Source organism: Luteibacter sp. TLI7-4A, assembly GCF_056754745.1.
In genome coordinates, this window is the sequence record NZ_JBPGWO010000001.1 from 3,090,697 (window position 1) to 3,103,609 (window position 12,913).

Sequence of the window (12,913 nt, forward strand, 5' to 3'; positions counted from 1 at the left end):
CGGGGACATGGGTGGGTTTTGCATGAAATCCTTTTCTTGCTCAGGCCTTCAGCCAGCGCGCGACATCGATCGCGAAGTAAGTGAGGATGGCATCCGCTCCGGCGCGCTTCATCGCCAGCAGCGATTCCATGACCACGGCTTTCTCGTCCAGCCAGCCGTTCTGCGCGGCCGCCTTGATCATCGCGTACTCCCCACTGACCTGATAGACGAAGGTCGGCGCGCCGAAGGTGTCCTTCACCCGGCGAACGATGTCCAGGTAAGGCAGGCCCGGCTTCACCATGACGGCGTCGGCGCCTTCGGCGAGGTCGAGCTCCACTTCACGCAGGGCCTCGTCGCTGTTGCCGACGTCCATCTGGTAGGTGTGCTTGTCGCCCTTGCCGAGGTTGGCCGCGGAACCCACGGCATCGCGGAACGGGCCATAGAAGCTGGACGCGTACTTCGCCGAATAGGCGAGGATGCGCGTATGGATGTACCCGGCGTCTTCCAGCGCCTCGCGGATGGCGCCGATACGGCCGTCCATCATGTCGGAAGGTGCGACGAAATCCATGCCTGCCTCGGCCTGGGCCAGCGACATCTTGATGAGTGCCTCGACGGTCGGCTCGTTCATCACATAGCCGTTTGCGTCGATCAGGCCATCCTGGCCGTGCGTGGTGTAGGGATCGAGCGCGACGTCGCCGATCAGGCCCAGCTCGGGGAAGCGCCGCTTCAACTCACGCGTCGCTCGCTGGAACAGCCCCTCCGGATTCCATGCCTCGCGCGCATCTTCCGTCTTCACCGATCCGTCCACGGAGGGAAACAGGGCCAGTGCGGGGATGCCGAGGGCGACGCATTCCGCGGCGAGCTTCACCAGTTCGTCGATCGAAAGGCGGTCCACGCCCGGCATCGAAGGCACCGGCTGGCGGATGCCTTCGCCGTCCACGACGAAGGCGACCATGATCAGGTCGGACACGGTGAGCACGTTCTCGCGCATCAGGGCGCGGGAGAAAGCGTCGCGGCGCATGCGGCGCATGCGGACAGCGGGGAAGGTCATGGGAGGTGCCCATACGTTGACGATCCGCCCATTTTACTCCCTGGCGCCCCGCCGCCGGCGGGCAAAGCGTCGCAGGGGCGGGGACAGCTTATGCGGCGTCGATCCGCAGGCCGCCATGGCGCCGCAGAGGGATGCCGTAGACATCGGAAAGCAGGTCGACATCGAGCGCGTTCTCCGGCGTCCCTTGCCGCAGCACCCTCCCGTCCGCCAGCACGGCCACCTCGTCCGCATAGCGCGCCGCGAGGTTCAGGTCGTGCAATACGGCGACCACGCCAAAGCCTTCCGCGGCGAGATCCCGCGCGCGACGCAGGATGAAATGCTGATGGGCCATGTCCAGGCCGGCCTCCGGCTCATCGAGCAGCAGCCACGCGCCCTCGTCCGTGGCGCCCCATACCTGGGCGAGCACCCGTGCCAGTTGCACGCGCTGCTGCTCCCCACCCGAGAGATCGGTATAGCGCCGGCCACGGAGGTTCCCCACATGCGCCGCGCGCAAGGCGGCGTCGACGATGCGTGCGTCGCGCGCGGCATCGGGCGAATGCGGACTTCGTCCGAGCGCCACGACCTCTTCCACCGTAAAGCCGAACTCCAGGACGACCCGCTGGGAGAGCATGGCGCGGCGACGCGCGAGCTCGCGTGGCGGCAAGGTGGACACAGGGCGCCCGTCGAGCGTCACCCGGCCGGTATCGGGAACGATCCGGCCCGACAACGCGGCGAGCAGGGTGCTCTTGCCGGCGCCATTGGGGCCGACCAGCACGAGCAGGCGGCCGGGACGGGCGGTCAGCGACACATCGCGAAGAACCGGTTTGCCGCCGCGTGCGACACCGATGGCGCAGGCGACGAGACGACCGCCGCTCATTGGATGCCCTCGCCGACCCGGTGGCTCAGCAGTAACCACAGGAAGAACGGCCCGCCCATCAGGGCCGTGAGTACGCCGATGGGAAGCTCGCCTGGTGCCACGACCGTGCGTGCCAGCGCATCCGCCGCCACCAGCAGTATCGCGCCGCCCAACGCGGAAGCCGGCAAGAGGAAACGATGATCCGGACCGAAGCCCATGCGCAGGAGGTGCGGCACCAGCAGGCCGACGAAGCCGATCACGCCGGTGAACGCGACCGCGGCCCCCACGCCCAAGGCGACCAGTCCCACCAGCGACAGTTGCAGGCGTTCGGGGCGGAAACCCAGCAGGGCGGCTTCACTCTCACCCAGCAGGAGCGCATTGAGCGCGGACGCGGCCCGTGGAAGGCACAGCATGGGCAACACGATCCACGGCGCCACCGTGGCAAGCCTCGTCCAGGTGGCGCCGCCGAGGCTGCCCAGCGACCAGAACGTCAGGTCGCGCAATTGGTTCTCGTTGGCCAGGTAGGTCAGCAAGCCCACGCCGGCCATCGCGATCGCATTGATGGCGACGCCGGCCAGGAGCAGGTTCGCGGTCCCCGGCCGACGGCGACCGAGCAGGTACACCAGCGATGTCGCCGCCAGGCCGCCGGTAAAGGCGCATCCCGCGACCAGCGGCGAACCCGACTGGCCGCCCAGGACGATCGCCCCGACCGCACCCAGCGCGGCGCCCGCGGAGACACCGATCAGGCCTGGATCGGCCAATGGATTGCGGAACAGGCCCTGCATCGTCGCTCCGCCGCTGGACAGCGCCGCGCCGACCAGCACGCCGAGCAACACGCGCGGCAAGCGCAACATGAGCACGACGTTGTCGTCCCCCTCCGCCGTGGCGCCAACCATCCATCGCGCCAACGCCCCGCCGACGTCGCCCGTTGGAATCGCGATGGCGCCGCGAGTGAGGCTCCATGTCGCCGCGGCGAAAAGCAGGCAACACAGCGCCGCCATCGCGACACCACGGCGCGTGCGGACACGCGGCAACACGAGGCTCACCGCGTTCATGGCGCCGGCACGGCCCAGCGCGCCTGCAAGTCCAGCGCGGCGTCCGGCGTACGGGGCCCGAAGCCGAGCAGGGCCTGTCCTTCGACGAAATAGATGCGCCTGGCCCGTCCTGCGGGAGTGTCCGCCACACCGGGTAATGCAAGCACCCCGGCGATGCCACCCACCGCATCCTCTCGCTCCCTCATCAGGACGATGGCGTCGGGCTTCATCGCGACCAGCGCTTCCGGCGAAACCGCCTTGTAACCCTCGATACCGTCCGCCACGTTCGTGCCGCCCGCCAGCGCGATCGCGCGATCCGCCGCGGTCCCTCGTCCCGCCGCCATCGGGCTGCCCTGCCCCGTCGACATCAGGAAGACCGCGCGCGGATGCGCCGGCATCGCCGCCACCGCGCGAGCGAGCGTGGCGAAGCCCGCGTCCACCCGGGCGGCGAGCGCGGATGCCTCCTTTTCGTGCGCCGTGAGCTGTCCTATGCGGCGGATCTTTTCGCCGATGTCGCGTGCCGTCATGGCGACGGGCAAGACCTCGATGCGCACGCCGGCGTCGCGCAGCTGTGACATCGCCGATGCCGGCCCCGCGTCGTGGGTCGCCAGCACGAGGCCAGGTCGCAACGCCAGTACGCCTTCCGCGCTCAATTGGCGAACGTAGCCTACGTTGGGCAGCCTGGTCGCCTCTGCGGGCCATGTGCTCGTCGTGTCCACCCCGGCCAGCTGGTCCTGCGCGTGGATCGCGTAGATCGTCTCGGTGACGTCGCCACCGAGCGAAACGATGCGCGATGCGGCCATGACGCCTGACGACACCAGCAACGCCCAGACCAACGCGAGCACATGCCCCAGGCGCCATACGTTGCGCGCGTTCATGCGTCCGCTCCAGCCTTCGCCAGCAACGCCCGCCAGTCATCGCGCTCGGGCAGGCCCGGCTTGCGCTTGCCGAACACCTGCACGATCTGCGTCCCATCGGCCGCGTACACTTCCAAGGACGTGACGAAGCCCTCGGGTACCGGCTTGCGCACGATCCAGGTTTCCGCGATCGCATCGCTGCGAAGATGCAGGTTGAAACCATCGTCCAGCACGTTGAGCCAGGGCCCCGCCATCTTCACGTCGTGCACCGGCCCGGTGTGGATCTGGACCACGCCGGGGGAACCGACGAAGATCATCAGCGGTTCTCCTCCGATGGCCGCGGCTTCCAGTAGACGGCGTACCGCCGCCTCGTCGGTCCGGGTGGCGAATGCATCGCCGACCAGGCGCAAGGCCTGGGTCCGCGTGACCTCATGCTTCTTCAACATGGCGAAGAAATCGTGCGGATCGCGCAGCGCGCGCCAGTGATCGCGTAGCGAATCCACGTCCACCGCGTGATCCGGCTGCATGACGGGCAAGGGATCGTCCACCGCCACGCAATCGATCAACGGCGACTGCACGGCGGCGGTATGGCGATGCACGAGCGAGCGCCACGCAGGTCGGTCGCTCTGCTCCGTCAGGTATACCTTGTGCACCGCCTGCCCATCACCGTCGAAGAACTGCAAGCTTTCCAGTTCGCGCCCATGCGACGAATCGCGGACGGCGAATCCATAGCGCCAATGACGGAGGAACAGCCGGAGATCGATGTCTTCATCGAGCACGATGCCCATCGTGCCGCCGATGTCGACATGGTCGTAGCGGCCTTTTTTCTCGTGCACGCAGTACTCGTTGCGGGTCAATGCCATGACCCGGCCGAGTGTGGGTAATTCACGGATCAGTCGTGGCCAGTCGCCCTCCAGGCGCGTGACGCCTTCGCCGACCCGGCCGGCGATGAGTTCGCCTTCGCTCACGCCGAGCCGGCGCGCGGCATCGCGGGCGCGTAGCCCCGGCTCGGCTTGGCGCAGGCGGTGCCAATCGCCGATCATCGCGGGGATGTCCGGATGGGGGGACACGGAGGTCTCGATATCTCGCATGGACGTTTCCTCAGAAGGTGTAGCGGGCGGACACCGCGACGGCGCGGCCGGGCATGGTCAATCGATCGATCTGCGCGTTGCGCACCTGCGCATCGTCGACGCCGCCGCCATCGGTACTGCCCACGTTGGCCAGCACCCCTCCATGCAGCGATCCCCAGTCCCAGTACTTGCGGTCGGTGAGGTTGGTGAATCCGGCGCTGAATTCCAGGGCCTTGGTCGGCTTCCAGTGCGCATACAGGTCCAGCGTGGCGTAGCCCGGTGCCTGGAAAGCGGTGGAGCTGTCGAGGCGCGACTTGCGCCGCACGCCCTTGCCGATCAGTTCGACGCCCCAGCTCCTGGCGTCGTACGAAACGCCGAGCACGGCGGTGAGCGGGTCCACGCTGTTGAGCGGCGACCAACCGGAGGCACCGTAGACTTGCTTGTCGCCCTTGGCCGCGGCCAGGTTGCCTTCGATGCGCCAGCCTTGCAGCGCATCGCTCAAGGCACCCAGGGTCAGCCCGGCGGAGGCCTCGACGCCCTTGATCGTCGCCTTGGGAAAGTTCACCGCCTGCATCACGATGAGCAGGTTCTGGTCGAGTGCCCATTGCGGCCACTGGCCACGATCGAGGGTGTAACCACCGAAGATGAAATCGCGGTACCGGTTGTAATAGGCGCTGGCGCTGAAGTATCCGAGTTCCCCGTTGCCACGCACGCCGATCTCGACGCCCTTGCTCGTTTCCGGCTTGAGCGAAGGATTGGGCACGATGCCGTACAGCCGCGGCGTCCCCCACGCCACCGCCAGTTCGTTGTACAACGGCGGGCGAAAGCCCTGCGCGTATTGCGCGTAGACCTCGATGGCGTCATTCATCGCATAGGTCACGCCGAGCTTCGGCGAAAACCGGTTGCTGCGCACCTCGCCCAGGCCACCCTGCACGAACGAGCCGTCGAAATACGGGTCGTCGCGATCCGGCTTGAACGTATAGCGATCCCAACGCACGCCGGGAACGATGCGCAAGCGGCCATCGAGGAAGGCGATCTCGTCCTGTGCGAAGACGGCGTAGCGGTCGGTGTCGTTGCGCGGGAAGAGACGCAGCGGATAGCTCTCGGGCATGTACGGTGCGCTGCTGGAGACGATGCCCGTGCGCACGTCCCGGCCTTCACCACCAAGCTGGCCTGTCGGCGTGGTACGCGTCGCTTCGACGCCGTAGGCGATACGCTGCTGGACGTCACCGTCCACCGTCTTGTACAGGGTCAGCTTGCCGCCGAAGAGGCGTTCGTCCAGGTCACTCAGGTAGAGACGATCATAGGTCGCACCCCGCGACGGCACATTGGCCCGCGTGCGCGTGGTCGATTCGGTCTCGGACTTCTGCCACCAGGCATCCCATTCCAGGCGATCGGCGATTCCCAGGTCGATGTTCGCATAGCGCTGTCCGACCGAGAGGCGCGCCCGCGTGGCGCGGTCTTGCGCGGTATCGCTCGACAGCCGCGTGGTGCCGGCCTGGCCGAGAGCACTCAGGACGTTGGTGTTCACGTCGTTGCGATACAGGTCGGCGGTCACGCGATCTTCCCGCCCCGATGGCGCGACATGAACGTACTTCGCCAATACGCTGGTCGTATCCTGGGTAAGCGGATCGGGCCGTGTGCGCAGGTAATCGGCACTGTCGATGCCGCCCTTGTTGTCCGGTGCGTGGGCTTCACGGTGATCGGCCACGAACACGATGCCGTTCGTGGGCGTGCCGCCCGCGAGGGTCAAGGAGGTACCGAATGAACGATCGGCGCTTCCATAGCGTTCCTTCACGGACACGTAGACATCCCTGCCGTCGCGCAGGTAATCGGCGGGATCCTTCGTAACGTAGCGCACCGTGCCACCCAGGGCATCGGAAGGGTCGAGCGCCGAGGCGGGTCCCCTGACGATCTCCACGCTTTTCAACGTGTCCGGGTCCACGAAGCTGCGGCCGGCGCGCATGCCCGTCGTGGAGAAACCGAATGAACTCGAAGCGGCCACGCCGTCGGTGAGGATGGCGACGCGATTTCCGTCGAGGCCACGGATGTTGAAGCTGTCCAGCCCCCAGCGTCCCGCGGTACCCACGGCCGATACGCCCGGCTCGTACTTCACCAGGTCGCGTATGTCGACGACGAGGTGCCTGTCCATCTTCTGACGGTCGATCACCGACACTGTCGCCGGCACGTCGAAACGAAACGCCGAGCCGATCGCCGTGACGGTGATGCGTGGCAGGTCGTCGGCGCCGTCGCGCACGGGAGCGTCCGCGGCGTGAACGCCGGCGACGCAAAGGAATACCGCGCCAATCGGCGCGGCGAGGGCATTCTTTCGCAGCACGTGATGCTTCCTTCGCAGATGTCGTGCCTGGCGGCACAAATCGGGAGCTTGCGAAGGAGGTCGTGTGCCTCCGGCTGGCGGCCGGGTCAGCGCATCTTAATAAGAATGGTTCTTATTCACAATAGCCCGTGCGACGGCACTCACACGTCGATACGCGCGGTGCTCTCCGGGTCGAAGAAGTGCAGCCGCTCGGCCTGGAATCCCAGGGCCACGTCGTTGCCCGGCTGGATCGTCGTGTGAGGCGGCACGCGCGCGACGAGTTCGTCATCGCCGTGGCGCATGTTGAGGAACACCTCGTTGCCGACCGGCTCGACGACATCCACGTGCGCATGCAAGCGTTCCGCGATTCCCGGGTGGTCCGCCACCGTCAACAGGTCTTCGGGCCGTACGCCCACGATCACCGGTTTGTCGAGATGCGTTGCCAGCAGCGGCGAATCGGTGCCCAGCTCGAACGAGCCGCCCTTCATTTCCAGGCGCAGGCCATCGGCGCGGCGCAGCGTGCCGTGGAAAAGATTCATGGCGGGACTGCCGAGGAAACCGGCGACGAACAGGTTCGCCGGCTTGTTGTAGAGGTTCATCGGCGTGTCGAGTTGCTGGATGACGCCCCCGTTCAGCACCACGATACGCTGGCCGAGCGTCATCGCCTCGATCTGGTCATGGGTGACGTAGACCATCGTCGCGCCAAGGCGCCGGTGGATACGCGCGATCTCCACGCGGGTGGACAGGCGCAGCTTGGCGTCGAGGTTCGACAGCGGCTCGTCGAGCAGGAATACCGCGGGATCGCGAACCAGCGCGCGACCCAGCGCCACCCGCTGCCGCTGGCCTCCCGAGAGGGCCGCGGGACGATGCTCCAGGCGTTCGTCGAGCCCGAGCATGGCGGATGCGTCGGTCACGCGACGGTCGATCTCCTCCTTCGGCGCACCCCGCAGGCGCAAGCCAAAGCCGAGGTTCTCGCGCACCGTCATGTGCGGATACAGCGCATAGTTCTGGAAGACCATCGCGATGTCGCGATCCTTCGGCGGGACGTCGTTCACCACGCGGTCGCCGATCGTCATGGTTCCCCCGGAGATCGATTCCAGGCCGGCGATCATTCGCAGCAGGGTCGTCTTGCCGCAACCGGACGGCCCGACGAGTACCAGCAATTCGCCATCGGCGATGTCGAAGCTCGCCTCCTTCAGCGCCACGTGCCCGTTCGGATATACCTTGCGCACCTTGTCGAGGCGAACCGCTGCCATCACTTACTCTCCCGTTGGGTTCCGGTCTGTCAGGCGATGCCTGACATTGATCCGGACAATGCGGTATTCTGCCGACGTAATCGTTTACATCAAAGTGTCGGTTTCCACCGTCGCGTGTCGGAATTCCCGGGCCTCGTGAAGAGCCGCAGGACAAGCCCTCACTAGACGCCAGCCCCCGCGCGAGGCACCCTTGCGTGCTTCCGTGACACGACAGGTTTTACAACATGGCCAACGTTAGCGCCCCGGCGCCGACCCTGCTCGCCGACCTCGGCGGCACCAACGTGCGCTTCGGTATCGCGCATCCGGATGAAGATCAACCACTTATCCAGGAAAGCATCCGGCGTTACCACGTGAAGGACTACGCCTCCCTGGGCGACGCGGCCAAGCAGTACTTCAAGGAAACCGGCCACGAGGCGCAACGCGCCATCATCGCCGCCGCCGGCCGTATCGATAACGGCGAGACGGTGAAGGTCACCAACAATCCCTGGGCCATTTCAGCGAAGAACCTCACCAAGGAGCTGGACCTGGAATGGGTCCACCTGGTGAACGACTTCGCCGCCCAGTCGATGGCGGTGATGTTGATGACCGACAAGGAAGACGCCAGCGGCCACCGCGACCTGGTCCAGGTAGGCAAGTCGGCCATTCCGAAGATCGGCAGCAAGGAAGAGCAGACCTTCGTCGTCGTCGGCCCCGGTACCGGCCTGGGCGTCGGTGGCCTGCTGATCCGTGGCGACAAGGTGAGCGTGCTGCAGACCGAAGGCGGCCACGCCGGCTTCGCCGCGCACAGCGCGGAAGACATCGAGATCCTGAAGGTGCTCAACCTCCGCTATGGCCGCGTCTCCAACGAGCGCCTGATCAGCGGCGCCGGCCTCGTGAACCTCTACACCGCCATCTGCGAGATCTCCGGCCAGAAGCCGGATGAAACCATCACGCCGGAAGAAATCACCCGTCGCGCCACGGACGAAAGCTGCGTGATGTGCGGACGTGCCGTGGAGACCTTCGCGGGCATCTTCGGCAGCGTCGCCGGCGACCTCGTGCTCACGCTGGGCGCATGGGACGGCGTGTACCTCACCGGCGGCATGACCCCGATCCTCCTGCCGTGGATCCAGAAGGGCAATTTCCGCGAGCGCTTCGAGGCCAAGGGCCGTTTCCGCGACACCATGGAAACCGTACCGACCCAGGCGATCATGAATCCGGAGCCGGGCCTGATCGGCGGCACCGCACTGGCTATCGTCGAGGCTGGCGGCACGCCGCTGCGTCGTTGAGCTAGTCGCCTTCCCCTCGGGGAAAGAAAGCTGTGTGGGAGCCTCTTGTGGGAGCCTCTTGTGGGAGGCTCTTGTGGGAGGCTCTTGGGGGAGGCTCTTGTGGGAGGCTCTTGTGGGAGCCGACCTTGTCGGCGATGGGTGCTTGCCTCGACCTGGCCCGCTACCGCGGGATCGCCGACAAGGTCGGCTCCCACCATGGTCGGCTCTCACGAATGAATCAGGCGGACGGCGCCAGCAGCGCGTCCAGGTCGCTTTCGTCGAAGCTGAGGCGTTCGCGACTGCCGCCGCCCTCAAGCACGGCATCGGCCAGTTCGGCCTTGCGCGCCTTCAACTCTTCGATGCGCTCTTCCACCGTGCCGGCCGTGATCAACCGGTACACGAAGACGGGCTTGTCCTGGCCGATGCGGTGCGCGCGGTCGCTCGCCTGCGCCTCGGCCGCGGGATTCCACCAGGGATCGTAGTGGATGACCGTGTCAGCGCTGGTCAGGTTGAGGCCGACACCGCCCGCCTTCAACGAAAGCAGGAACAGGGGCACTTCACCGTTCTGGAAACGCTGCACGGGTTCGGCGCGGTCACGCGTTTCGCCGGTGAGCGTGACGTAGCTGATCCGGCGGCGATCGAGTTCGCCGGCGATCAACTTGAGCATCTCGGTGAACTGACTGAATAGCAGCACGCGGCGGCCTTCCGCGAGCAGCGCCGGAAGCATGTCCATCAGGAGTTCGAACTTCGCCGAGTCGCGCACGCCGCGCGCGGCTTCCAGTTTCACCAATCGCGGATCGCAACATACCTGGCGCAACTTGAGCAGGGCATCGAGCACGACGATGCCGCTGTGCGCGATGCCACGTTGCGCTATCACCTCGCGCAGTTCTTCCGCGAGGGAGAGGCGCAGGCTTTCGTAGAGATCGCGCTGTTTCGGTTCCATCACCACGCGGCGAGTGATCTCGGTCTTGGCCGGCAATTCGGATGCGACCTGCGCCTTCGTGCGGCGCAGGATGAACGGTGCGATGCGGCGATTGAGCCGCTCCTGGCATTCGATGTCCTGGTGCTTCTCGATCGGCAGGCGATAGTGCCGGCGGAAGGCGCCTTCGTCGCCCAGTAGCCCCGGCACGGCGAGATCCACCTGCGACCACAATTCACCCAGGTGGTTTTCCAGCGGCGTGCCCGTGAGGCACAGGCAACGGGGCACCTTGAGTGTCAGCAACGCGCGTCGCGCCTGCGTGCGTGGATTCTTCACCTGCTGGGCCTCGTCGAGCACGACGAGCGAGAACGCCTGCTTCTTCAGCGTCTCGACGTCGCGCGGCAGCAGCGCATACGTGGTGAGGATCACGTCATGCTCGGCGATGCGCGTGAAGGTCTCGGCGCGTTGAGGACCATGCAAGGCCAGGAGCGTGAGTTCCGGCGCGAAACGCGCGACCTCGGATATCCAGTTGGGAACGAGGCTGGTCGGCACGACCACCAGGGCGGGCGAGGCGAGCCCTCCGCTTTCCTTGAGCGCCAGCAGGTGGGTGATCAACTGCAAGGTCTTGCCCAGGCCCATGTCGTCGGCGAGCACGCCACCCGTACCGGCTTCGGCGAGCGCGTTCATCCAGCGCAGGCCGTCGCGTTGATAAGGACGAAGCTCGGCGCGCAGGCTGGCCGGCACGATGTCGCTGGCGCGTTCGGCCGCCTCGCGCAGGCGCTTGGTGAAGCCACGCAGGCGTTCGGGTGCCTCGAACGAGCCTCCGCTGGGCAGTGCTTGCGCGAGTTCCTCGAGGCGGCCCGCCTGCACGCGCGGCAAATGCAGTTGCTGGCGCGGCTTCTCGAGATATTCGGCAAGCGGGGCGAGCAAGCCGCGCAATTCCTTCAGGCGAACCGGCACGCGGCGGCGCTCGTCCACCGGCGCGTACCAGACCGAATCCTCGGCTTCGCCCGGCGATGGACTCAGACTGAGCTGATGCTCGGCCAGGGCTTGCGCCACGGCGGGCAACAGGTTCACCCGCTTCCCTTCGATCTCGATGCCGATCTCGAGGTCGAAGGCCCGGTCGGCGTCGTCCTCGTGCGCCTGGCCATACCAGCGCACGGGGCCTTCGAGCACTTCGAACGGGAAGCTCGGGGCGTACTCGAGGACAAAACCATCGGCTTCGAGCTTGGGCCGCAACGCCAGCCAGCGAGCGGGCGTGTTCACTTCCAGCGCACCGGCGTATCCCTTGCCCGGGAAGAGCCAGGCGTCTTCCGGCAAGGTATCGGCCATGTCCCAGGGCAATCCCTCGGTATCCACCGCCGGATTGAGGCCGGCGTTCTCGAGGTTTTCCATGGAGGCCAGCTCTTCCGCGCGACGGCGGCTGATTTCCAGCAGGGTGCCGTTGCGCACGCGCCGGACCAGCGGCTCGCCGCCCCGCCCCGGCAGACGCTCGCCCGCATAGTCGAAGGCGAGCCGTCCGTAGGCCAGCGGCGGCGTACCGGCAGCCAGTCGCGCGTGGCGCGTCAAGGCGTGCAGGACCAGCACGGGACGCGGCGAGACCTCCGCACGGCGCATCTCGCCGAAGACCTGCGGCTCGGGCACGCGCGGACCCATGCGCGTCGACTCCATCTCCGCACGAAACGCCGCGGTGTGTTCCGGCGGCAAGGGCGGCAGGTCGAGCCACGTGGTTTCAGCGGGTGCGCTCTCCAGCAGCCCCACCTCGGCATGTTCGGCGTCGAGGAACCAGAGCGAGCCGACGCGGAACAGGCGCTGGCTGGCCGGAACATCGGGAAGCAACTTCTGGCTACCGTCCTTTTCCAGGTGCCAGCGCCAGCGCAGTGCCTGGGGCTTGCCCCGTGACAGCTGCAATCCGGCCACGCCACCGAAGAAGCAAGGCGCGGAGTCGAGCACCTCGGCCAACAGCTGGTCGCCCAGCGCGCCGGTGAACCGGGCGTAGCTGCGGCTCTTGCGCAGGGTTTGCGGCAAGCCCAGCAGCGTGGCGGCGAGGCGCTTCTCGTTCACGGTCAACGAGGTGTCGGACAGATGGCGGCTGTCCAGCGGTAAGGGCCGCGAATAACGGCCGTCCGCACCTACCGTGAGAAGGACGGGCGCGACATCCAGGTGGGCCGCCGGCTCGTGGTCGTCGTTGACGCCTTCGAGGAAGAAGCCAAGCACCATGCTATCGGCGGGCACCGCGATGACCGGTTCGTCGAGTGCGCGCCGCCATGCCTGCGGGAGCGATCCCGCCGTGTCGTCCCGCCTGCGCTTGTCGTCCGGCTGATGCATCCGTAGCGTTCCCGCCCGCGCGA

9 protein-coding genes are annotated in these 12,913 nt (G+C 66.8%); 1 reads left to right on the plus strand and 8 read right to left on the minus strand.

Annotated elements, in window-relative coordinates; translation table 11 throughout:
* Positions 1–40 precede the first annotated feature (40 nt).
* The 7 genes from hemB to ACR9Y6_RS13635 form a co-directional block, all read right to left on the minus strand.
* A complete protein-coding gene (hemB, locus tag ACR9Y6_RS13605) occupies positions 41–1,030 on the minus strand; it encodes a porphobilinogen synthase (protein ID WP_481281763.1) in 990 nt (329 codons plus the stop codon).
* Positions 1,031–1,118: 88 nt separating this feature from the next.
* Entirely contained in the window at positions 1,119–1,886 is a 768-nt protein-coding gene (locus ACR9Y6_RS13610) for a heme ABC transporter ATP-binding protein (protein ID WP_481281764.1), read from the minus strand.
* Complete coding sequence (locus tag ACR9Y6_RS13615; RefSeq protein WP_481281765.1) at positions 1,883–2,920, minus strand: FecCD family ABC transporter permease; 1,038 nt, start codon at positions 2,918–2,920, stop codon at positions 1,883–1,885. Before ACR9Y6_RS13615 ends, ACR9Y6_RS13610 begins: the two co-directional genes overlap by 4 nt.
* Positions 2,917–3,777, minus strand: a complete 861-nt coding sequence (locus tag ACR9Y6_RS13620) for a heme/hemin ABC transporter substrate-binding protein (protein WP_481281766.1) — start codon at positions 3,775–3,777, stop codon at positions 2,917–2,919. The genes ACR9Y6_RS13615 and ACR9Y6_RS13620 overlap by 4 nt, the downstream gene beginning before the upstream one ends.
* Positions 3,774–4,847: a hemin-degrading factor gene (locus tag ACR9Y6_RS13625; RefSeq protein ID WP_481281767.1), complete on the minus strand. Its 1,074-nt coding sequence runs from the start codon at positions 4,845–4,847 to the stop codon at positions 3,774–3,776. The genes ACR9Y6_RS13620 and ACR9Y6_RS13625 overlap by 4 nt, the downstream gene beginning before the upstream one ends.
* A gap of 10 nt (positions 4,848–4,857) precedes the next feature.
* Positions 4,858–7,164 (minus strand): TonB-dependent hemoglobin/transferrin/lactoferrin family receptor, encoded by a 2,307-nt coding sequence (locus tag ACR9Y6_RS13630; protein ID WP_481281768.1) that lies wholly within the window; start codon positions 7,162–7,164, stop codon positions 4,858–4,860.
* Between the two features lie 140 nt (positions 7,165–7,304).
* Complete coding sequence (locus ACR9Y6_RS13635) at positions 7,305–8,399, minus strand: ABC transporter ATP-binding protein (protein WP_481281769.1); 1,095 nt, start codon at positions 8,397–8,399, stop codon at positions 7,305–7,307.
* A 224-nt stretch (positions 8,400–8,623) separates the two neighbouring features.
* Between ACR9Y6_RS13635 and glk the strand changes: the two genes are divergently transcribed.
* A complete protein-coding gene (gene glk, locus ACR9Y6_RS13640; RefSeq protein ID WP_306848078.1) occupies positions 8,624–9,664 on the plus strand; it encodes a glucokinase in 1,041 nt (346 codons plus the stop codon).
* 217 nt (positions 9,665–9,881) lie between these two features.
* On the opposite strand, the gene ACR9Y6_RS13645 is transcribed toward glk, so the two are convergent.
* Complete coding sequence (locus ACR9Y6_RS13645) at positions 9,882–12,890, minus strand: DEAD/DEAH box helicase (RefSeq protein WP_481281770.1); 3,009 nt, start codon at positions 12,888–12,890, stop codon at positions 9,882–9,884.
* Between the last annotated feature and the right edge of the window lie 23 nt (positions 12,891–12,913).

Excerpts from the sequence above, each read along its gene's own strand:
- hemB (WP_481281763.1), bottom strand. The coding sequence starts at position 1,030 with ATGACCTTCCCCGCTGTCCGCATGCGCCGCATGCGCCGCGACGCTTTC.
- ACR9Y6_RS13610 (WP_481281764.1), bottom strand. The coding sequence starts at position 1,886 with ATGAGCGGCGGTCGTCTCGTCGCCTGCGCCATCGGTGTCGCACGCGGC.
- ACR9Y6_RS13635 (WP_481281769.1), bottom strand. The coding sequence starts at position 8,399 with ATGGCAGCGGTTCGCCTCGACAAGGTGCGCAAGGTATATCCGAACGGG.
- ACR9Y6_RS13645 (WP_481281770.1), bottom strand. The coding sequence starts at position 12,890 with ATGCATCAGCCGGACGACAAGCGCAGGCGGGACGACACGGCGGGATCG.
- ACR9Y6_RS13620 (WP_481281766.1), bottom strand. The coding sequence starts at position 3,777 with ATGAACGCGCGCAACGTATGGCGCCTGGGGCATGTGCTCGCGTTGGTC.
- ACR9Y6_RS13615 (WP_481281765.1), bottom strand. The coding sequence starts at position 2,920 with ATGAACGCGGTGAGCCTCGTGTTGCCGCGTGTCCGCACGCGCCGTGGT.
- ACR9Y6_RS13625 (WP_481281767.1), bottom strand. The coding sequence starts at position 4,847 with ATGCGAGATATCGAGACCTCCGTGTCCCCCCATCCGGACATCCCCGCG.
- glk (WP_306848078.1), top strand. The coding sequence starts at position 8,624 with ATGGCCAACGTTAGCGCCCCGGCGCCGACCCTGCTCGCCGACCTCGGC.